The organism is Acidovorax sp. 22279, assembly GCF_052045435.1.
Taxonomy (GTDB): domain Bacteria; phylum Pseudomonadota; class Gammaproteobacteria; order Burkholderiales; family Burkholderiaceae_C; genus Acidovorax; species Acidovorax delafieldii.
In genome coordinates, this window is record NZ_JBQEOV010000009.1 from 129374 (window position 1) to 150662 (window position 21289).

Genomic DNA, 21289 nt, shown 5'->3' on the forward strand with positions numbered 1-21289 from the left:
AGCGATGTATCTGCTGGGTCTGTCCCTTCTCATGCTGGCACTGAAATATTTCGAGATCGGCCCTGTGGCCACGTGGTCGTGGTGGTGGGTGCTGGCGCCCTTCGCCGCCACAGCGCTGTGGTGGGCCTGGGCTGATTCCACCGGCTACACCAAGCGCAAGGCCATGGAGAAGATGGACCAGCGCAAAAAGGACCGCATCAACAAGCACAAGGAAGCCTTGGGCATTCGCCCACGCAAGCCGCGCTGACACTGGCCCTGGCCCCGCTGCAAGGGGCTCATGGTGGTTTGCGCGATGACTTGTTCTCGTCGTCTATTCAACAAAAAGCCCGCAGTACATGGCGTACTGCGGGCTTTTTGTTGTGAACCGACCACCAGGATAAAGACGTCCGCCGGAGCCTCAACCGTCTTCTCGCCACCGGCCGGTGCACAGCCTCAGCGCGATCAATAGGCGTCCAGCACGGCTCCTTTGCTCGCGCTGGACGCGTTGAACGCAAACTTGGCTTGCACGCCCCGGGTGTAGCGCGGTGCAGGTGCCGTCCAGGCGGCGCGGCGCTTAGTGATTTCTTCGTCCGGCACATTGAGCTGCAGCAGCAGCTGGCGCGCGTCGATGGTGATGCTGTCGCCTTCGTTGACGAAAGCAATCGTGCCGCCCGCTGCGGCCTCGGGTGCCACGTGGCCCACTACCATACCCCACGTGCCGCCGGAGAAGCGGCCGTCGGTGATCAGGCCCACGCTCTCGCCCAGGCCTGCGCCGATCAGCGCACCGGTGGGTGCCAGCATTTCTGGCATGCCAGGGCCGCCCTTCGGGCCCAGATAGCGCAGCACCATCACGTCACCGGCCTTGATCTTGCCCGCCAGGATGGCTTCGAGTGCCGATTGTTCGTCGTCGAATACGCGGGCCGGGCCGGTGATGACGGGGTTCTTCAAGCCCGTTATCTTCGCCACCGCGCCTTCGGGACTCAGGTTGCCCTTGAGGATGGCCAGGTGACCCTGCGCGTACATGGGGTTGCTGATGGGGCGGATCACGTCCTGGTCGGCGCGCGGCTCGTCCGGCACGTCCTTCAGCACCTCGGCAATCGTCTTGCCTTCGATGGTGAGGCAGTCGCCATGCAGCAGGCCCGCATTGAGCAAGATCTTCATGACCTGAGGGATGCCCCCTGCGCGGTGCAGGTCCACCGCCAGGTACTTGCCGCTGGGCTTGAGGTCGCACAACACAGGCGTCTTCACGCGCACGCGCTCGAAGTCGTCAATGCTCCACTCCACGCCTGCCGCATGGGCAATCGCCAGGAAGTGCAGCACGGCATTGGTCGAGCCGCCCGTGGCCATGATCACAGCCACGGCGTTCTCGATGGATTTACGGGTCACGATGTCGCGCGGCTTGATGTCCTTCTTGATGGCCTCGATCAGCACCTTGGCCGACTCCTTGGCCGAGTTCATCTTCTCGTCGTGCGGGTTGGCCATGGTGGACGAATAGGGCAGGCTGATGCCCAGGGCCTCGAACGCGCTGCTCATGGTGTTGGCGGTGTACATGCCGCCGCACGAGCCCGTGCCCGGGATGGCGCGTTTCTCGATTTCTTTCAGGTCAAAGTCGCTCAGCTTGCCCGCTGCGTTCTCGCCCACGGCCTCGAACACGCTCACGATGTTCAGGTCCTTGCCCTGGTAGTGGCCGGGCAGGATGGTGCCGCCATAGACATAGATGGCGGGCACGTTGGCGCGCAGCATGCCCATCAGGCCGCCGGGCATGTTCTTGTCGCAGCCGCCCACCACCAGCACGCCATCCATCCACTGGCCGCCCACGCAGGTTTCGATGCAGTCGCTGATGACTTCGCGGCTCACCAGGCTGTATTTCATGCCCTCGGTGCCCATGGCCATGCCGTCGCTGATGGTGGGCGTGCCGAACACCTGGGCGTTGCCACCCGCTTCTTCGATGCCCGCGATGGCCGCGTCTGCCAGCTTCTGCAGGCCGCTGTTGCAGGGCGTGATGGTGCTGTGGCCGTTGGCCACGCCCACCATGGGTTTGACGAAGTCGCCTTCCTCGTAGCCCATGGCGTAGTACATGGAGCGGTTGGGTGCGCGCGACTTGCCCTGGGTGATGTTGGCGCTGCGGCGGTTGATGGGTGCGGAGGGCTTGCTGGAGTCGGTCATCGTGGGGCGTCCTGGTCTCGGGGTTGGGGGCTGGAGCGGAATGGGTCATTCTGCCAGTGCCGTCACAGCGCGTGGGGGCTGCCCCCGCAATCCCCAACGCCACCGTCCCGGGCGGGCCTGTGGGGCTGGGCGATAATTGACAGGTTTGCCCCCGGCACGGCTCAAGAGGTTGGTTGCACGGGCGCGCGAGGGGCCTTTATGAGTCCGGCCCGCTTCCCTTCCAGCGATTTTTCAGAAGCCAGCACGATGCCCATCTACCGTTCCAAAACCTCCACCGCCGGTCGCAACATGGCAGGCGCGCGTTCCCTGTGGCGCGCCACCGGCATGAAAGACGATGACTTCAGCAAGCCGATCATCGCGGTGGTCAATTCGTTCACCCAGTTCGTGCCCGGCCACGTGCACCTGAAGGACCTGGGCCAGTTGGTGGCCCGCGAGATCGAAGCCGCTGGCGGTGTGGCCAAGGAGTTCAACACCATTGCCGTGGACGACGGCATTGCCATGGGCCACGACGGCATGCTGTATTCGCTGCCCAGCCGCGACATCATTGCCGACTCGGTCGAGTACATGGTCAACGCGCACTGCGCCGATGCCATGGTCTGCATCTCCAACTGCGACAAGATCACCCCCGGCATGCTGATGGCCGCCATGCGCCTGAACATCCCGGTGATCTTCGTTTCGGGTGGCCCGATGGAAGCTGGCAAGACCCGCCTGGCCAACCCGGTCACCAAGGTCATGGAGTTCAAGAAGCTCGACCTGGTGGACGCGATGGTGATTGCCGCCGACACCAACTACTCCGACGCCGATGTGGCCGAGGTCGAGCGCTCGGCCTGCCCCACCTGCGGTTCGTGCTCGGGCATGTTCACCGCCAACTCCATGAACTGCCTGACCGAGGCGCTGGGCCTGTCGCTGCCCGGTAACGGCACCGTGGTGGCCACCCATGCCGACCGCGAGCAGCTCTTCAAACGCGCCGGTCGCCGCATCGTCGAGATCGCCAAACAGTATTACGAGCAGGATGACGAAAGCGTGCTGCCCCGCTCGGTAGGCTTCAAGGCGTTTGAAAACGCCATGACGCTGGACATCGCCATGGGCGGCTCCACCAACACCATCCTGCACCTGCTGGCGATTGCCAAAGAGGCCGAGATTCCTTTCACCATGGCCGACATCGACCGCCTCTCGCGCGTGGTGCCGCAGCTGTGCAAGGTGGCGCCCAATACCAACAAGTACCACATCGAAGACGTGCACCGTGCTGGCGGCATCATGGCCATCCTGGGCGAGCTGGACCGTGCGGGCAAGCTGCACACCGAGGTGCCCACCGTCCACACCCCCACGCTGAAGGACGCGCTGGACCAGTGGGATATCGTGCGCACACAAGACGAGGCCGTGCGTACCTTCTACATGGCTGGCCCCGCCGGTATCCCCACGCAGGTGGCGTTCAGCCAGAACACCCGCTGGCCCAGCCTGGACCTGGACCGCGCCGAGGGCTGCATCCGCTCGTACGACCACGCTTTCAGCAAAGAGGGCGGCCTGGCCGTGCTGACCGGCAACATCGCGGTGGACGGCTGCGTGGTGAAGTCGGCCGGTGTGGACGAAAGCATTCTGGTGTTCGAGGGCACGGCCCATGTCACCGAGTCGCAGGACGAGGCCGTGGCCAACATCCTGGCCGACAAGGTCAAAGCCGGTGACGTGGTCATCGTGCGCTATGAGGGCCCCAAGGGCGGCCCCGGCATGCAGGAAATGCTCTACCCCACCAGCTACATCAAGTCCAAGGGCCTGGGCAAGGCCTGCGCGCTGCTGACGGATGGGCGCTTCTCGGGTGGCACTTCGGGCCTGTCGATTGGCCACTGCTCGCCGGAAGCCGCTGCGGGCGGTGCCATCGGACTGGTGCAGAACGGCGACCGCATCCGCATTGACATCCCCAACCGCACGATCAATGTGCTGGTGAGCGATGAAGAACTGGCCAAGCGTCGCGAAGTACAGAACGCCAAGGGCTGGAAGCCCGCCCAGCCACGCCCGCGCAAGGTGTCGGCCGCGCTCAAGGCTTATGCCAAGCTGGTGATGTCTGCCGACAAGGGCGCCGTGCGCGATTTGTCGCTGCTGGACGACTGAGGGGCAGCCTTGCAGGGCCAACAGCCCTGCCGCCGCACCGAAGCCGCGCCTGGAGGGCGCGGCTTTTTTGTTTTTGCTCCACTTTTGATAGCTGTCGGTGCATGACGGACTAGCGCTTCCTCGGCTTTTTATTCAAAAAAGGGTTGTGTGGGTCCAACTGATCGTTCTGGCGCGGCAGCGGCCACCCGGTGGTCCTGCCCGGGGCAGGCGACCCTGCGTGCGGGGTCATCGCCAGCGCGGGCACAATACCCGCCACCATGTTGACCTATCCCCACATCGACCCCGTCGCCCTGCAGATCGGCCCACTGGCTGTGCACTGGTATGGCCTGACCTATCTTGCGGCCTTTGGCCTGTTCATGTTGCTGGGCATCCGGCGCCTGCAGCATCCGCCCTTTGCCTCCATCACGGGGCCTGGTGCGTGGACGCGCAAGGATGTGGAAGACATCCTCTTCCTGGGGGTGGCTGGCGTGGTCATTGGCGGGCGGCTGGGCTACTGCCTGTTCTACAAGCCGGGCTACTACCTGAGCCACCCGCTGGAAATTTTTGCCGTGTGGCAGGGCGGCATGGCCTTCCATGGCGGGCTGCTGGGTGTGGTGGTTTCGATGCTGTGGTTTGCCCATTCGCGTCAGCGCCCCTGGCTGCAGGTGGCCGACTTTGTGGCGCCCTGCGTGCCCACGGGGTTGGCGGCAGGGCGTGTAGGCAACTTCATCAACGGCGAACTGTGGGGCCGCTTTGCCAGCCCCGACCTGCCCTGGGGCATGGTGTTTGCGCACAGCGGCTCCATGCAGCCGCGCCATCCGTCGCAGGTCTACCAGTTTCTGATGGAAGGATTGCTGCTGTTCATCCTGCTGTGGCTGTATGCGCGCAAGGAGCGTCGCCCTGGCCAGGTGGCTGCCGCTTTCCTGTTCGGCTACGGTGTGTTCCGCTTCATTGCCGAATACTTCCGCGAGCCCGACGCCTTCCTGGGCATCCTGTCGCTGGGCATGAGCATGGGACAGTGGCTGTGTGTGCCCATGATCGTGGGTGGCGCAGCGATGGGGCTCTGGGCGCAGCGGCAGCCGGTGGGGGCGTTGGTTTCGAGATAAAAGGGTGATAGCGCCGGTACTATATGCCCAAGCAGCTATCAAAATGGTAGTGCTCGGAGCGAGTGAGGGGCAAGCAAGTGATCAACGCTGCGCATCACTCCGCCGCGCCATCGTCCACAGGGCGGCCCCCACGATGAGCGCACCGCCCACCCAGCCCGTGACGCTGAGCTGCTCGCCCAGCCAGAACACCGCAAACAGCGCGCCGAAGGCGGGCTCGCTACTGGTCAGCAAGCCCACCCGCGTGGGCGAGCTGTGGCGCAGTGCCCAGTTCTGGGCCACAAACGCAAACACGGTGCAGCCTGCCACCAGGTAAATGCAGGCCCACCAGAAGGCGCTGGCCTGTGTGAGGGACGGCAGCGGGGGCAGTTTGCCCGGCAAAGCCAGCGCCAGCAACAGGCAGCCCACCCCGATCACGCCCGACTGCACCGCCGTGAGGGCCAGCACGGGTGCGTTGCGGCGGCGGGTGAGCCGCTTGGTCTGGCACACGGTGATGGCGCGCAGCACGGCGGCCGCCAGCATCAGCGCGTCGCCCCAACCCCACTGGCCGGTGTAACCCCCGCTGAGCAGGGCTGCGCCGAACAGGGAGACGGCGGCAAAACCAAACATCACACGCTCGGGCCGCTGGCGCAGCAGCCACCACTCGGCAAACGGTGTGAACACCACGCACAGGCTGATCAAAAACGCCGCATTGCTGGCCTGCGTGAGCGCGAGGCCAAAGGTTTCGCACAGAAAGATGCCCAGCATCAGCCCACCCAGCGGCAGGCCGGCCACTAACGCATCGCGCCGCTCGGGCGCAGTGGCGCGCAGCAGGGCCGGGAGCAGCACCACAAAGGTCAGGAGGAAGCGCACGGCCAAAAAACCCAGCACCGGGTAGAACACCAGGGCCCCCTTGGCCACGCCATAGCTGGTGCCCCACACCACGGCGACCAGCAGCAAGGCCAGGTCAGAAAGGCGCGGGGCCAGCGGGGAAGGGGCGGACAGGGGCAGGGTGTGTGACATGGGACGCAGATTGGGGGGGGAGGCTGTGGGGCGCCGCGCGTGGTGGCGATGGGCTGGGGGAATTATCAATTTGCGTCCATGCATTGATAATCGCTTCCAAAGAACTGCACTTGTTCCCCATGCGCATCAATCAACCCCTGGACAGCCTCCCCGACATGGCGGTGTTTGCGCGTGTGGTGGATGCGGGCAGCTTCTCGGCCGCCGCGCGGCAGCTGGGCATCACCCCGTCGGCGGTCAGCCGCCAGGTGGCTCGGCTGGAAGGGGCGCTGCGCGTGCGCCTACTGGAGCGCACCACCCGCAAGCTGCGGCTGACCGATGCGGGCACGGCGGTCTACAGCCGCTGCCAGGACATGGTGTCTGCCGCGCGCGAGGTGTGGGCGCTGAGCGACACCCACTCTGCCGCGCCATCGGGGATGGTGCGCATGAGCATGGCCAAGGCGGTGGGGCGCCAACTCGTTCACCCCCTGGTGCTGCCGTTTTTGCAGAAATACCCCGAGGTCGATGTGCAGCTGCTCATCACCGACCGCACGGTGGACCTGTTCGAAGAGCCCATCGACCTGGCCCTGCGCGTGACCGACACGCCACCCCCGGGCCTGGCCGGGCGGCCGCTGGCGACCCTGCGCCACCTGGCCTGCGCCAGCCCGCATTACCTGGCTGAGCGGGGCCACCCCCAGCACCCGCGCGACCTGGAGCACCACGCCTGCATCACCCTGGGCGAGGACGAGCGCGACCGGCACTGGCGTTTCGAGCGCGCAGGCGAATCCGCCACGGTGGCCGTGCGCGGGCGCTATGTGGCCAACCACAGCGAGGTGCGACTGGAGGCCGCGCTGAGCCACCTGGGCATTGCCAGCCTGCCGGGCTTTACCGCGCGCGCTGCGTTGGCGCGGGGTGACCTGGTGACCGTGCTGCCCGACTGGGAGCACAAGACCTCGTACGCGGGCACGGCCTGGGTGCTGTACCCGTCCCACCGGTTTCTGCCCGCCAAGCTGCGGGTGTGGATCGACCACCTAGTGGAAGGTTTTGCGGGCGTGGAGTGAAGCGGTTGAGGGGCGCGAGGGCAGGGCGACCGTGCGGTGGGCGCAGCGGGTGTTGCGCCCTCGGCCGCTCATCTGGCCCAGGGCTCTGATCGCCCGACGACGGTGCCTTGGGTCCAGCAGCAAAGTTCGCCACCCTTGCTGCTATGTGGCACGCCGCGTTGCGCAACCACCGCAGTCGCCGTCTTTTGTGTAACCAAAGTCTGCAAATCAGGGTTTACACCTTGTCATTTTGCGTAATTATGAGAAATTACACACATGGCGAGGCAATCGCCTCTGTTGTCAGCTGTTAGTGGTGTGTTGCAGGCAATCGGCCTGCGCCGTGCTTCTGCCGCTGACAGCCGATGCCTCGCGGGTTGGTGCCCTGGAGCCTTGTTTTACATGCGTCCTGTCCCGAATTCACTGCACGACGAAGTCGCCTCCCGGCTGCGGGAGCAGATTTTTGCGGGCGCCTTGCCGCCCGGCAGCTTTCTGGACGAGGCTGCCTTGTGCGAGCGGCTGGAGATCTCGCGCACCCCGCTGCGCGAAGCGCTCAAGGTGCTGGTGGCCGAGGGGCTGCTGCGCCATGAGCCGCGCCGGGGTTGTTTTGTGGCCGAGGTCACCGAGAGCGATCTGGACAACATCTTTCCCGTCATCGCATTGCTGGAGGGGCGTGCCGCACACGAGGCCACGCGCAAGGCCGTGGCGGCCGACATTGCCGCGCTGGAGCTGCTGCACGAGCGCCTGCAACAGTGCGCGGCCGACGGGCGAATGACCGACTACTACGAAGCCAACTACGCCATCCACGAGGCCTTCATCACGCTGGCGGACAACCGCTGGCTGGCCCAGGTGATTGGCGACCTGCGCAAGATCCTGCGGCTGGCACGCCACAAGACGCTGCATGCCCCCGGGCGCATGCAGCAAAGCCTGGCAGAGCATCTGGCCGTGTTTGCCGCGCTCAAGGCGCGCGACTGCGACGCGGCCGAGGAGGCCATGCGCACCCATCTGTTGCGCCAGCGCGATGCGCTGCGCGATGTAGCCCGCAACCAGCAATCGAGGTTGACCCCATGATCAACAGCACTCCCGAATGGATCGCCCGCAGCGTGTCACGCCTGCGCACTGCCGCGCCTGCCGCCGACAAGGCGGGGGACAAGACCGCCGACAAGTCTGCCAAGGCCTCACTCGACAAAACCGTGACCGATGTGGTCGCCAAGGTCGCGGTGCCGCGTTCTACCAACGAGCGTCTGCAGGCCACCCTGCGGCGCGGCCAGGAGGCGTTGTCGCCCCGCGCATTGCGCCGTCTGCTGGCCGACCTGCAGGAGGTGGTGGCGCCCCAGGTGAGCGAGATCGAGGGCGGCCGCCGCGCCCAGGCCGTGGCCGACTGGTATGCGAAGGCCGAGCCCGAGGAAAGGCGCGACATGTGGCTGCTGATGTGCGAGCAGTTCGCACCGGATGCCACGCGCTTCAAGTCGGCCCGCCAGCGTTACGAAGCGGCGGCGGGCACGGCCGAAGAAGGGCAGGCCGAGATCAGCCTGCGCCGTGCGCTGGTATCGCCCCGCACGCGGCTGCTGCAGCGGTTTTCGGCGTTCCCCGAAGGCATGCGTTTTCTGGTGGACATGCGCGCAGAAATCCTGCCGTTGCTCAAGGCCGACAAGCGCCTGTTGCCCCTCGATGCCGAGCTGGAGCATTTGTTTTCGACCTGGTTCGACGTGGCCTTCCTCGAGCTGCGCCGGCTGTCGTGGGACTCGCCCGCCTCGCTGCTCGAAAAGCTCATCAAGTACGAGGCCGTGCACGACATCCGCAGCTGGGCCGACTTGAAGAACCGCCTGGACAGCGACCGCCGCTGCTATGGCTTCTTCCACCCGCGCCTGCCCAACGAGCCGCTGATCTTTGTGGAGGTGGCGCTGGTGGACAAGATCTCGGCCAGCATCACGCCGCTGCTGGACGAGGCCGCTGCGCCCGTGGACATCACACGGGCCACCACGGCCATCTTCTATTCCATCAGCAACACGCAAACGGGGCTGCGCGGCGTGAGCTTTGGCGACTCGCTCATCAAGCATGTGGTGGAAACGCTCACGGCCGAGTTCCCGCGCCTGCGCACCTTCGCCACGCTGTCGCCCATTCCGGGTTTCCGCGCTTGGCTGGGCAAACATGCAGGGGCGATGCTGGACCGCCTGGACGACAAGCGCCGCAGCGAGCTGGGCCGCGCGGTGGGCTTCGAGCCGCCGCAGGCCACGCATTTGCTCGGGGCGGTGGACAAGGCGCTGGAGCTGGACGCCAAATCCCCCGTGCGCCAGATGCTGCTGGAATGCGCCGCGTACTATCTGGGCCGCGAGCTGCAAGAGGGCAAACCGGCAGATCCCGTGGCCCGCTTCCACCTGGGCAACGGCGCGCGGGTAGAGCGCCTGAACTGGGCGGGTGACCCGTCCAGCAAGGGGCAGAAACAATCGTACGGGCTCATGGTGAACTACCTGTACGACTTGAAGCGCATCGACAAGCATCGCAGCTTGCTTGCGCAGGGCAAAGTGCCAGTGTCGGGGGACATCGACAGCCTTTGCCGCGACTGACGGGGCGGCCGGCAAGATGCCGGGCGGACCAGTGACCGCGTATTTTTACAACGACAGGAGACAAGGAATGACTGATTCGCGAATCCAACGCCGGGGTGTATTGCTCGGCGCGGCGGCTGCAGGCCTGGGCCTGGCCAGCAGCAACAGCTGGGCCCAAAGCACCTGGCCCAGCAAGCCTGTGACGGTGGTGGTGCCGTTCCCTGCCGGTGGCGGCACCGATGCGTTTGCCCGGCCGCTGGCTGCGCAGTTTTCCAAAAGCACGGGCAAGACGCTGGTGATCGACAACCGGGGTGGCGCCGGGGGCACGCTGGGTGCCAGCATTGCGTCCAAGGCGGCGCCCGATGGCTACACGCTGTTCATGGGCGCCGTGCACCACGCGATTGCCCCTGCGATGTACCCCAAGCTCGACTACGACATCGAGAAAGACTTCATTCCCCTGGCGCTGCTGGCCAACGTGCCCCAGGTGTTGGTGGTCAATCCCAAGACGCCGTCCACCAACTTCAAGCAGTTTCTGGACTACATCAAGCGCAACCCTGCCAAGCTCAACTACGGTTCGGCCGGGGCAGGCACCTCGCACCATCTGGCGGGCGAGCTGTTCAAGCAGCAGACCGGCACCTTCATCACCCACATTCCCTACCGGGGCGCGGGCCCGGCGTTGCAAGACCTGATCGGCGGCAACGTGGACATGATGTTCGACGGCCTGGGGTCCTCCGCCAACCACATCAAGAGTGGCCGCATCAAGGCGCTGATGGTGTCGGGCCCCAAGCGCAATCCAGCCTTCCCCGACGTGCCCTGCGCCTCCGAAGTGGGCCTGCCCGACTACACCGTGACCACCTGGTACGGTCTGTGGGCGCCCAAAGGCACACCGGCCGATGTGCAAGCCCGCATCGTGGACGAGATCAAGCGCCTGGGCACGGCCGAAGAGCTCAAGGCCGTGTGGGCCAGCAACGGTGCGGACTACGGCGGCATGACGCAGCAGCAGTTTGGTGCATTTGTGAGCAGCGAGGTCAAGCGCTGGGCGGCGGTGGTGAAGGCGTCTGGCGCAAAGCTTGACTAACCCCCAAGACGGTGCAAACAAACCCGCCATGCCCGCTCGCTCCGCAAAAGCGCACACCGTCGTTGTTGCAAATGCTCGCCATAGCCGGTGCTATGGCTGCGCTTTGCGCCATCCCCCGAGGGGAACGCCACCCGTGGCCTGGCAAAGCCAGTTCCACGGTGGCGCTGGCGATGGCATGGCGGGGTGAGAAGGTCGTGGGCGGTATGTGAAGGAAATGGATACCAGGATGTCGGGTGAAGTGTTGATGAATGCTGGTGAGGGCGGGGTGGTGCATGTCACCCTGCGCCACACCGGGCGGCTGAACGCCATGTCGCGGCCCATGTGGCGGCAGTTGCGTGCGGTGTTTGAAGATGTGCAGTGCTCTGCCGATGCGCGCTGTGTGCTCATCGCGGGCGAGGGCGGGGCGTTCTGTGCGGGCGGAGACATTTCAGAGTACCCCGGCTTCCGTTTTGACGCGGCCGCGCTGCGCGACTTTCATGAAAACGACGTGTGGGGCGGGCTCAATGCCATGCTCCAGTGTGACGTGCCCATCGTGGCCCAGATCAGCGGCGCCTGCATGGGCGCCGGCGTGGAGATTGCCAGCTGCTGCGACATCCGGGTGGCGGGCAATGGCGCGCGTTTTGGCGCACCGATTGCCAAGCTGGGCTTTCCGATGGCCCCGCGCGAGGCGCAACTGGTGGCTGGTGCGGTGGGTGATGTGACCGCACGCCAGATGCTGCTGGAGGCCGCCACCTTCAGCGCCCCCGACATGCTGGCCCGTGGCTTTGTGAGCCGCGTGGTGGCCGACGACATGGTGGCCACCGAAGCCCTGGGCAGTGCCCAGCGCATTGCCGCACTGGCGCCCCAGGCCGCCCGCATGAACAAACAGACGTTTCGGGCGTTGAAAGCGCCTGTAGCGCTACAAAATCATGCCTTGTCTGCTATTGAAAACATAGTAAATGGCCCTACCGACCCCTATGCCTACGCCGCCAGCGCCGAGCACCGCGAAGGGATCTCTGCCTTTCTGGACAAGCGTGCGCCGGTGTTCTGACCGGCGCCTCCGCCCTCGCTTTCTCCCATTCAGTCAGTCCCAACCTCTCAACCCAGCCACCCAGCCCATTGAAGTCTGAGCCATGAGCCAACACAACCTCTTCAGCGCCCTGCGCGCCGCTTTCCCGTCCGACCTGGACAGCACTGCCGTTGAGACCACGGCGGCAGACGGCACCCCGCTGTTCTACACCTGGCGCGACCTGGATCGCGCCAGCGCCCGCATCGCCAACCTGCTTGCATCGCTCAAGCTGCCCGAAGGCAGCCGCGTGGCCGTGCAGGTCGAAAAGTCGGTCGAAGCCATGGCGCTGTACCTGGCCACGCTGCGTGCGGGCTACGTGTTCTTGCCGCTCAACACCGCCTACCAAAGCGCCGAGATCGAATACTTCATCGGCAACGCCGAGCCCGCCGTGGTGGTGTGCAGCCCCGGCAATTTTGGCTGGGTCAGCAAGATTGCCTTCACCCTGGGCACGCAGCATGTCTTCACCCTGGGTGACGACCGTACCGGCAGCCTGCTAGAGCGTGCAGCGCACCACGGCGACGAGCACCAGGCCGTGTCCCGCAGCGCCGACGACCTGGCCGCCATCCTGTACACCAGCGGCACCACGGGCCGCAGCAAGGGCGCCATGCTCACACACGGCAACATGCTCAGCAATGCCGTCATGCTCAAGGACTACTGGGGCTGGAAGAAGGGGGACGTGCTCATCCACGCGCTGCCCATCTTCCACGTGCACGGCCTGTTCGTCGCCATCCATGGCGCGCTCATCAACGGCAGCAAGATGATCTGGATGGCCAAGTTCGACCCCAAGGCCGTCATCGCCGCCATGCCCCGCGCCACCGTGTTCATGGGCGTGCCCACGCTGTATGTGCGCATGCTGGCCGAGCCCGGCCTGACCAAAGAGGCCGTCAAGAACATGCGCCTGTTCATCGCAGGCTCTGCACCGCTGCTGATCGAAACCTTCAAGGAATGGCAGCAACGCACCGGCCACACCATCCTGGAGCGCTACGGCATGAGCGAAACCATCATGCTCACCAGCAACCCCTACAGCGCCGACCAGCGCTACCAGGGCCAGGACGAACGCCGTGGCGGCACCGTGGGCTTCCCCCTGCCGGGCGTGAGCCTGCGCGTGCAGGGCGATGATGGCAAAGACCTGCCCGTGGGCGAGATCGGCGGCATCCAGGTCAAGGGTCCCAACGTGTTCAAGGGCTACTGGCGCATGCCCGAAAAGACCGCCGAAGAGTTCACGAAGGATGGCTACTTCAAGACCGGTGACGTGGGCAAGGTCGATGAGCGCGGCTACGTGCACATCGTGGGCCGCAGCAAAGACCTCATCATCAGCGGCGGCTACAACGTCTACCCAGCAGAGATCGAGGGCTACATCAACGACATGCCCGGCGTGGCCGAAAGCGCCCTGGTGGGTGTGCCGCACCCCGATTTTGGCGAAGTGGGCGTGGCTGTGGTCATTGCCAAGCCCGGTGCCCGCCTGGACGCCGATGCCATCGTGGCCCAGCTCAAGTCGCAGTTGGCCAACTTCAAGATCCCCAAGAAGTGCTTTGTGGTATCCGAGCTGCCGCGCAACACCATGGGCAAGGTGCAAAAGAACCTGCTGCGGGATCAGTACAAAGGGTTGTTCGCCTGAGGCAGGCCCGCGAGTGGAGGCCTTCGCACTGGCAAAAATAGTGTGAACAGGCCCTAGCCCGCTGCAGAGGCCTGGGGGTTGCAGAAAATGCAGGGCGTGGCGGCTGGCGCCGCGGAGCCCTCGGCATGGTTGCAGCAGTGTTCCAGCCACCCCGCCACCAGCCTGTACACCGACAAATTGGTGCGTGCCGTGGGCGCGCACAGGTAGTAGCCGAGCGGGCTGTCAAAGCGGTCTTTCAGGGGCTCTACGAGAGTGCCTGCCTGCAGTTCGTCTTCCACCAGGCAGGTGGGCACGATGCCCACGCCAAAGCCCGACACGGCGGCACGGATGATCAGCGAGTACAGGTTGAAGCCCGGCCCGAATCGGCTGGCGCTCGCGTCCAAGCCGTTGGCTTCCATCCAGTCCTGCCAGGCCAAAGGCACCTCAATGTGCTGCAGCAGCGTGGCGCGCATCAGGTCTTGCGGGGTGTTCAGGGGCAGGGCGGCCTGCAGTTGCGGGCTGCACACGATGCTGGTTTCCTTGCCAATCAGGTAGCGCGCATTGGCGCTGGGCCAGTTGCCGTAGCCGTACTGGATGGCAGCGTCGAACTCGTGCGGCGTCGCAAAGTCGTGCGCGTGCTGGTAACGCACAAAGTTCAGCGACACCTGCGGCAGCGTGCGCTTGAAGTGGCCCAGGCGCGGAAACAGCCACTGCGCCGCAAACGTGGGCGGCACCGACAGGTTGAGCGAGCCGCCATCGCCCCCGTAAGACATGAGCTGTGCCGTGGCGGATTCCAGCGCGGCCATGGCCGGGCGGGTGGCGTTGAGGTAGGTGGCCCCCGCCTCGGTCAGCTCCAGCCCGGTGGCTTTGCGGATGAACAGCTTCTGGCCCAGGTAGTCCTCCAGCGCCGCAATGTGGCGGCTGATGGCGCTTTGCGTCACGCACAGCTCGCGCGCGGCCATGGTGAAGGCCTGGTGCTTGGCGGCGGAATGAAAGGCGTTCAGCTCAGAGATGGTGGGGCACAGGCGGCGCATAGATGTGATCTAGGGGGTATGAGTAGGACTCATGGGATGGTGAGATTTTAGGCGTTGCGGATAAGGGCAATTGGCCCGATAAATGCGTCCTGTGACAGCAACGTGTCAAGCGCCACACTCTGTAGATGCTGCAATGCACCAGATGGATGCTTGATGGTCTTCATGGCCCCCTGAAAAAGCAGGCTATGAGTAATTTTGCAGCCATCGCGCCCACTTTGACGAATCTCATGACCTCTTTGTTGATTGAAAACAGCCGTGTGCTGGATGTCCACGCACTCACACTGCGCACCGGCCTGTCCGTTCTGGTGCAGGACGGCCGCATTGCGGCGGTAGGCACCGACCTGCAGGTGCCAGAAGGGACCACCACGCTCGACGCCAAGGGCATGACCCTGATGCCCGGCCTGATCGACTGCCACGTGCATGTGGTGGCGTCTTCGTTCAACCTGGGTGCCGTGGCCAAGATGCCCAACGTGTTCACCATGATGCGCTCGCTGCCCATCATGAAGGGCATGCTGGAGCGGGGCTTTACCACCGTGCGTGATGCGGGCGGCGCCGACTGGTCGCTGGCCGAGGCGGTGCGCACGGGGCTCGTGCAGGGGCCGCGCATCTTCCCTGCGGGCAAGGCGCTGTCGCAAACCGGCGGGCATGCGGATTTCCGCCAGCGCAACGATGACCTGGATGTGTGTTCGTGCGCCTACAAGCTGGGCAACATCGGGCGCGTGGTCGATGGCGTGGACGCTTGCCGCCTGGCGGTGCGTGAAGAAATTCTGAAGGGCGCCACGCAGATCAAGGTGATGGCTTCGGGCGGCGTGGCCTCGCCCAACGACCCGATTGGCAACCTGGGCTATTCCGAAGCCGAGCTGCACGCCATTGTGGAAGAGGCATCCAATGCCAACACCTATGTCATGGCCCATGCCTACACGCCCCGCGCCATCGCCCGCGCCGTGCGCTGCGGCGTGCGCACCATCGAGCACGGCAATCTGGTGGATGTGCCGACGGCAGAGTTCATGGCCGAGATGGGCGCTTTCATGGTGCCCACGCTCATCACCTACGAGGGCCTGGCCAACGAGGGCGAGCGTTATGGCCTGCCTGCGGTGTCGATTGCCAAGATCGATTCGGTGCGCGGCCAGGGCAAGCAGGCCATCGAGATCCTGGCCAAGGCGGGCGTGAAGATGGGCCTGGGCAGCGACTTGCTGGCCGAGACGCATTACCTGCAGTCGGACGAGTTGCGCCTGCGCGCGGAGATTCTGGGCAATGGCCCGGTGCTGCAGCAGGCCACGCTGATTGGCGCGGAGATTCTGGGCCAGCAAGGCCAGCTGGGCGAAGTCACGGCCGGTGCCATTGCCGACATCTTGCTGGTCGATGGCAACCCGCTCACCGACATCACCTGCCTGCTGAACCAGGGCGAGCGCATTCGCGCCATCGCCAAGGACGGCGTGTGGGTCAAGAACACCCTTTGAGTCCCTTTCACCCCCTCACCCCCATCCCATTCCCCTACCGGAGATCACCATGCAACGTAGAAATTTCGTCAAGCTCGGCGGCGCCGCTGCGGCTCTGCAGTTCCTTCCCTCCATCGGTTTCAGCCAGCAAGGTGAGGTGTTCCGCATTGGCTCGCTCACGCCCATCACCGGTGCAGGCAGCCCCTACGGCCCAGGCATGCAGCAGGCCATCCGCCTGGCCGTGGATGAGGTCAATGCCGCGGGCGGCGCGGGTGGGCGCAAGCTCGAACTCTTCACCGAAGACGACCAGACCAAGCCTGACGCGGCCGTGCTGGCCGCCAAGAAGCTGATCGAAGTGAACAAGGTGCAGGCGGTGCTGGGCACCTGGGCCTCGGGCGTGACGCTGGCAGTGATGCCGCTGACCGACGCGGCAGGCATCATCCAGATGAACGTGTCGGGTGCGCCCGCCATTTCCACGCTGGACACCAAGGACCTGGTGTGGCGCTTTCAGGCCACCAACGACCGCTTTGGCGCGGCCTTTGCCGAGATTTGCACCAAGCGCGGCTTCAAGCGCCCGGCCACGATGGCGTTCAACAACGCATCCGGCCTGGGCAACGTGGAAGGCTTCACCAAGGCCTGGGAGAAACGCGGCGGCAAGGTGGCGGCCCATGTCACCTACGAGCCCAGCCGCCCCAGCTACCGCAGCGAGCTGCAGAAGATTCTGGCCGCCAAGCCGGATGTGATCGTGATGGGCTCGTACCTGCCCGACACCACCATCATCCTGCGCGAGTGGTTCCAGTCCGGTGCGGAAACGAAGTGGATCATCCCCGGCTGGGCGGCCAACCCCGACCTGGTGAAGGCCTTGGGCGCAGAGGTGTGTGAAGGCATCATTTCGGTGGACACGGTGTCCAACGAAAAGAGCGCCTCCTACGCCCAGTTTGACGCGGCCTTCACCAAGGCCACGGGCAAGGCCGCGTCCACCAACATCTACGCCGCCATGGCGTACGACATGGTGATCTCGCTGGCGCTGGCCATGGAGGCCGCTGGCCCCAAGGCCACGGTAGAGCAGGTCAACGCCAAGCTGCGCGATGTCTCCAACGCCCCCGGCACGGCAGTGTTCACCTTTGCCGAAGGCAAGGCGCAACTGGCCAAAAAGGCCAAGGTGAACTACGAAGGCGCATCGAGCAAGCTGGACTTTGACAAGGCGGGCGATGTGACGCCGGACTTTGGCGTGTTCATCATCGAAAAGGGCCAGCTGGTGCGGCGCGACGTGGTGTCCATCACGATGTGATGGACCGCGCCCGGTGCGCCTGCCAGGTGCAGGCCCCGGGCATTTTTTTTGCGGCGCACAGCGCAGATGTGCATGGGATGACGGAATGACGCAATGACCTGGATCGACTTTGTAAACCTGCTGATCAACGGATTGATCGAAGGCCTGGTGGTGGCACTGCCTGCCCTGGCCATGACCCTGGTGATGGGCGTCAACCGCTTTCCCAACGCAGCCACGGGCGACATGCTCACCACCGGCGCCTACGCTGCCGTGGCGGTGCAGCTGTTGGGGGGCTGGCCGCTGTGGGCGGCGGCGCTCATCAGCATGGTGGTCACGGCCGTGGTGTCGGCGGGCTCGTACACGCTGATCTTTCGCAAGCTGGCCGGGCGGCCCATGGTGTCGTCCATGCTCGCGGCCATTGGCCTCGGGTTTCTGCTGCGCAGCCTGATCGGTTTTTTTGCCGGGCATGACCAGCGCACGTTTGACCTGCCCCTGGTGCGCGCCTGGAACTTTGGCGGCATTCGCGTGTTGCCCACCGACCTGGTCATTGCGGCGGTGGCCGCCGTTTGCCTGCTGGTGGTGTTTGTGCTGATCTACCGCACCAGCTTTGGCCGCCAACTGCGCGCCGTGGCCGATAGTGCGGACCTGGCGCGGGCCAGCGGCATCCGTGCCAATGGGTTGATGCTGAGTTTGTGGCTGTTGGTGGGCGCGTTGTCATCACTGGGTGGCGTGCTGCTGGGCATGAAGGCCGTGGTCAGCCCCGAGATGGGGTGGGAGAGCCTGATCCCCGCCTTCGCGGCCATGGTGCTGGGCGGCATCGGCAGCCCGGTGGGCGCGGTGCTGGGTGCGCTGCTGCTGTGCGTGGCGCAAGAGCTGGCGGTGCCTCTGATGGGGCCGTCGTACAAGCTGGTGCTGTCGTTTGTGGTGTTGGCCCTGGTGCTGCTGGTGCGCCCGGCGGGCATCATGGGCCGCGTGCAACTGGTGCGGTAAGGAGTTCGACCCATGATTGCTTACCTGTGTGCCATTGGCATCGTTGCCCTCATTTACTGCCTGCTGGCGCTGGGCCTGAACCTGCAGTTCGGCCTGACCCGGCTGGTCAACTTTGGCGTCGTGGCGTTCTTTGCCGTGGGCGCCTACACATCCGGCCTGCTGGCGCTGCAAGGCGTGCCGCTGGTGCTGTGTTTTGTGGCGGCGGCTGTGCTCTCGGGCTTGCTGGCGCTGCCCATTGGGCTGCTGTCGCTGCGCTTGCGGGACGACTACCTGGCCATCGTGACGCTGGGCTTTTCGGAGGCGGTGCGCATCTCCATCCAGCAAGAAAGCTGGCTGACCAAGGGCGTGCAGGGCTTGCCCGGCTTGCCAAAGCTGTTTGCGTCCTGGGGCAGTGGTGTGTCGGACATGGCGATTTTTGCCACGCTGTTGGCGGTGGTTGCGGTGGTGGCCTGGGGCACGGTGCGCCTGGCGGCCAGCCCGTTTGGGCGGCTGCTCAAGGCCATTGGCGATGATGAGCCCGCGTTGTCGGCCCTGGGCAAGGACCCGGCCTGGTTCAAGGTGCAGGTGTTCATGCTGGGGGCGGCGCTGGCTGGCGTGGCGGGGGCGTTCTATGCGCACTTCATCACCTTCATCACGCCAGAGCAGTTCATCCCGCTCATCACGTTCTATGTGTGGATGGGACTGGTGATGGGCGGCTCGGGCACGGTGCGTGGCGCGGTGTTTGGCTCGCTGCTGCTCATGGTGTTTCTGGAGGGATCGCGCTTTGCCAAGGACTGGGTGCCGGGCGTGTCAGAAGTTGGCATGGCCAGCCTGCGTTTGGCTGCGGTGGGCCTGGCGCTGATTCTGGTCACCCTGTACAAGCCCAACGGCCTGTTTGGAGGCAACACCCAATGACCGCAACAACGATGCTGAAGGTGGAGGCCGTCACGCGGCAATTCGGGGGTTTCAAGGCGGTGGACGGTGTGTCGCTGCAACTGGGCACGGGCGAGATTCTGGGCATTGCAGGCACCAACGGTGCGGGCAAGAGCACACTGTTTGCCGCCATTGCCGGGCAGCAGCCAGCGGATGCAGGGCAGATCGAGTTTGACGGGCATGACATCACCCGCATGCCCCCCTACCGCCGCGCGCGGCTGGGGCTGGTGCGCACGTTCCAGATTCCGCGCGAGTTCAAGAGCCTCACGGTGCACGAGAACCTGATGGCGGCTGCCGCCAACCCCCAAGGGGAGCGGCTGGTGAATGCCTTCTTCCAGACGCGCAGCCTGCGCGAGCACGAGGCGCAGCTGTCTGCCAAGGCGGACCGCATCCTGCAGTTTTTGAACCTGGCGCGGGTGCGCGATGTGACGGCAGGTGGCCTCTCCGGCGGGCAGAAGAAGCTGGTGGAGTTGGGCCGGGTGCTGATGCTGGACCCGCGCTGCATCTTGCTGGATGAGCCGTTTGCCGGGGTGAACCCGGTGCTGATCGAAGAGATTTGTGACCGCGTGCGCGAGCTGAACGGGCAGGGCATTGCGTTCATCGTGATCGAGCACCACCTGCAGGCGCTCAAGTCGCTGTCCAACCGCATGATCGTGATGGACCGGGGCTCCATCCTGGCCGAGGGCGACCCGCACACGGTGCTGGACGACCCGAGAGTGCAGGAAGCCTATATGGGAGGGGTGGTATGAGCGGCGCAGACAACTTGCTGCAGATCGCGCAATTGCGCGGCGGGTATTCCGAGGTGGACATCATCCACGGCATTGACCTGGCCGTGGCACCGGGCGAGATCGTGACCATTGCGGGCACCAATGGTGCGGGCAAGTCCACGCTGGTGAAGGCGCTGCTGGGCCTGCTGCCACGGGTGGCGGGCACCATCCACCTGGGTGGGCGCGACATCACGGCCTTGTCGGCCGAAGACCGCTTTGACGCAGGGCTGGCCTACGTGCCGCAGGTGGCCAATGTGTTCCCGTCGCTCACCGTGCGCGAGAACCTGTTGGTGGTGCGCGGCGTGGCAAACATCAAGCGCCGCATGGACGAGGTGCTGGCCGACTTTCCGGCGCTGGTGGAACGTTTGCCTCAGCCCGCCAGCAACCTCTCGGGCGGCGAGCGCCAGCAGCTCGCCTTTGCGCGGGCCCTCATGCCATCACCGCGCATCATGGTGCTGGACGAACCCACGGCAGCGCTGGCGCCCTCGCTGGTGGGCAAGGTGTTTGACATGGTGCAAAAGCTGCCCGCCGCAGGCGTGGCGGTGCTGATGGTGGAGCAGCGCGCGCGCCAGGCGCTGCAGATCAGCCAGCAGGGCTACATCCTGGACCAGGGGCGCTGCGTGCTGCAGGGCCCGGCGCAGGGGCTGCTGGCCGATGAGCGCATGGCGCAGCTTTACCTGGGCAACCACTGAGCCACAGGGCACCCAGCCCTCAATGAAGAACACCGAGGAGGCTGCACGCCTGCTCGGTGTTTTGCTATATATTCAATAGCTACTGGCGCATGTTGTACTAGCGCTAGCAGCTGTTTTGATGCTTAGCGAAGCACCAGCACCGGGATATGCGAATGCGTCAGCACATGCTGCGTTTCGCTGCCCAGCAGCAGGCGTTTGAGGCCCTTGCGGCCGTGCGATGCCATCACGATCAGGTCGCACTTGTGCTTTTTGGCGGCAGCAATCACGGCCTCGGCCACCAGGTCGGACTTGGCGACCACGGCCTTCACGGTCACGCCCTGTGCGCCGCCCTGGGCTTTCACGCCATCGACCATGGCCTGTGCGGCATCGCTCCACTGGGCTTCGATGCGTTTGACGTCGTTCATGTCCACCGGCATGCCGCCTTCAAAGTAGCTGCGGGGGTAGCGGGGCACCACCTTGAGGGCGACCACGGTGGCGCCGGTCAGTGCGGCCAGAGACAGGCCATGTTCCACCGCTTTGTCCGACAGAGGGGATCCGTCTGTAGCGATCAGGATGCGTTTGTACATAA

General features: G+C 65.1%; 19 protein-coding genes. 15 read left to right on the forward strand and 4 right to left on the reverse strand.

The genetic code is table 11. The features are described 5' to 3' along the window. The first annotated feature begins 4 nt into the window (after positions 1–4). Entirely contained in the window at positions 5–247 is a 243-nt protein-coding gene (locus ACTJKQ_RS13535) for a TIGR04438 family Trp-rich protein (RefSeq protein ID WP_056747134.1), read from the forward strand. A 194-nt stretch (positions 248–441) separates the two neighbouring features. Here the strand turns inward: ACTJKQ_RS13535 and ilvD (ACTJKQ_RS13540) are convergent, their stop codons facing one another. Continuing rightward, positions 442–2145 carry a dihydroxy-acid dehydratase gene (ilvD, locus tag ACTJKQ_RS13540; protein ID WP_440597124.1) on the reverse strand — a complete coding sequence of 568 codons (1704 nt, stop codon included), beginning with the start codon at positions 2143–2145 and terminating at the stop codon, positions 442–444. Between the two features lie 246 nt (positions 2146–2391). On the opposite strand from ilvD (ACTJKQ_RS13540), the gene ilvD (ACTJKQ_RS13545) reads away from it, so the two are divergent. Both ilvD (ACTJKQ_RS13545) and lgt read left to right on the forward strand, forming a co-directional pair. Then, positions 2392–4251 carry a dihydroxy-acid dehydratase gene (gene ilvD, locus ACTJKQ_RS13545; RefSeq protein ID WP_440597125.1) on the forward strand — a complete coding sequence of 620 codons (1860 nt, stop codon included), beginning with the start codon at positions 2392–2394 and terminating at the stop codon, positions 4249–4251. Between the two features lie 257 nt (positions 4252–4508). Beyond that, positions 4509–5336, forward strand: a complete 828-nt coding sequence (gene lgt, locus ACTJKQ_RS13550) for a prolipoprotein diacylglyceryl transferase (protein WP_440597126.1) — start codon at positions 4509–4511, stop codon at positions 5334–5336. 81 nt (positions 5337–5417) lie between these two features. Here lgt and ACTJKQ_RS13555 read toward each other — a convergent pair whose 3' ends face one another. Then, positions 5418–6335 (reverse strand): DMT family transporter, encoded by a 918-nt coding sequence (locus tag ACTJKQ_RS13555; RefSeq protein ID WP_440597127.1) that lies wholly within the window; start codon positions 6333–6335, stop codon positions 5418–5420. Positions 6336–6454: 119 nt separating this feature from the next. Between ACTJKQ_RS13555 and ACTJKQ_RS13560 the strand changes: the two genes are divergently transcribed. The 6 genes from ACTJKQ_RS13560 (at position 6455) to ACTJKQ_RS13585 (ending at position 13638) form a co-directional block, all read left to right on the forward strand. After that, entirely contained in the window at positions 6455–7372 is a 918-nt protein-coding gene (locus tag ACTJKQ_RS13560) for a LysR family transcriptional regulator (RefSeq protein ID WP_146871368.1), read from the forward strand. A gap of 378 nt (positions 7373–7750) precedes the next feature. Next, positions 7751–8419, forward strand: coding sequence for a GntR family transcriptional regulator (locus ACTJKQ_RS13565; protein WP_056064427.1), 669 nt, complete (start codon positions 7751–7753; stop codon positions 8417–8419). After that, entirely contained in the window at positions 8416–9915 is a 1500-nt protein-coding gene (locus ACTJKQ_RS13570; RefSeq protein WP_260667883.1) for a malonyl-CoA decarboxylase, read from the forward strand. Before ACTJKQ_RS13565 ends, ACTJKQ_RS13570 begins: the two co-directional genes overlap by 4 nt. Before the next feature lie 67 nt (positions 9916–9982). Beyond that, the gene (locus ACTJKQ_RS13575) at positions 9983–10972 is read left to right on the forward strand and encodes a Bug family tripartite tricarboxylate transporter substrate binding protein (protein WP_440597128.1); all 990 of its coding nucleotides are present in this window, start codon (positions 9983–9985) and stop codon (positions 10970–10972) included. A 226-nt stretch (positions 10973–11198) separates the two neighbouring features. Further along, the gene (locus tag ACTJKQ_RS13580) at positions 11199–12002 is read left to right on the forward strand and encodes an enoyl-CoA hydratase/isomerase family protein (protein ID WP_440597177.1); all 804 of its coding nucleotides are present in this window, start codon (positions 11199–11201) and stop codon (positions 12000–12002) included. An 82-nt stretch (positions 12003–12084) separates the two neighbouring features. Further along, positions 12085–13638 (forward strand): malonate--CoA ligase, encoded by a 1554-nt coding sequence (locus ACTJKQ_RS13585; RefSeq protein WP_440597129.1) that lies wholly within the window; start codon positions 12085–12087, stop codon positions 13636–13638. Between the two features lie 53 nt (positions 13639–13691). Here the strand turns inward: ACTJKQ_RS13585 and ACTJKQ_RS13590 are convergent, their stop codons facing one another. Further along, positions 13692–14651, reverse strand: coding sequence for a LysR substrate-binding domain-containing protein (locus tag ACTJKQ_RS13590; protein WP_440597130.1), 960 nt, complete (start codon positions 14649–14651; stop codon positions 13692–13694). Positions 14652–14878: 227 nt separating this feature from the next. Between ACTJKQ_RS13590 and ACTJKQ_RS13595 the strand changes: the two genes are divergently transcribed. The 6 genes from ACTJKQ_RS13595 (at position 14879) to ACTJKQ_RS13620 (ending at position 20721) form a co-directional block, all read left to right on the forward strand. Then, positions 14879–16111 carry a metal-dependent hydrolase family protein gene (locus tag ACTJKQ_RS13595; RefSeq protein ID WP_056064414.1) on the forward strand — a complete coding sequence of 411 codons (1233 nt, stop codon included), beginning with the start codon at positions 14879–14881 and terminating at the stop codon, positions 16109–16111. A gap of 49 nt (positions 16112–16160) precedes the next feature. Beyond that, positions 16161–17381 carry an ABC transporter substrate-binding protein gene (locus ACTJKQ_RS13600; protein ID WP_440597131.1) on the forward strand — a complete coding sequence of 407 codons (1221 nt, stop codon included), beginning with the start codon at positions 16161–16163 and terminating at the stop codon, positions 17379–17381. A 93-nt stretch (positions 17382–17474) separates the two neighbouring features. Then, a complete protein-coding gene (locus ACTJKQ_RS13605; protein WP_440597132.1) occupies positions 17475–18350 on the forward strand; it encodes a branched-chain amino acid ABC transporter permease in 876 nt (291 codons plus the stop codon). A gap of 12 nt (positions 18351–18362) precedes the next feature. Continuing rightward, positions 18363–19244, forward strand: a complete 882-nt coding sequence (locus tag ACTJKQ_RS13610) for a branched-chain amino acid ABC transporter permease (RefSeq protein WP_440597133.1) — start codon at positions 18363–18365, stop codon at positions 19242–19244. Next, the gene (locus tag ACTJKQ_RS13615) at positions 19241–20011 is read left to right on the forward strand and encodes an ABC transporter ATP-binding protein (RefSeq protein WP_440597134.1); all 771 of its coding nucleotides are present in this window, start codon (positions 19241–19243) and stop codon (positions 20009–20011) included. The genes ACTJKQ_RS13610 and ACTJKQ_RS13615 overlap by 4 nt, the downstream gene beginning before the upstream one ends. Next, a complete protein-coding gene (locus tag ACTJKQ_RS13620) occupies positions 20008–20721 on the forward strand; it encodes an ABC transporter ATP-binding protein (protein ID WP_056064401.1) in 714 nt (237 codons plus the stop codon). The genes ACTJKQ_RS13615 and ACTJKQ_RS13620 overlap by 4 nt, the downstream gene beginning before the upstream one ends. A 122-nt stretch (positions 20722–20843) precedes the next feature. On the opposite strand, the gene ACTJKQ_RS13625 is transcribed toward ACTJKQ_RS13620, so the two are convergent. After that, a complete protein-coding gene (locus tag ACTJKQ_RS13625) occupies positions 20844–21287 on the reverse strand; it encodes a universal stress protein (RefSeq protein WP_440597135.1) in 444 nt (147 codons plus the stop codon). Between the last annotated feature and the right edge of the window lie 2 nt (positions 21288–21289).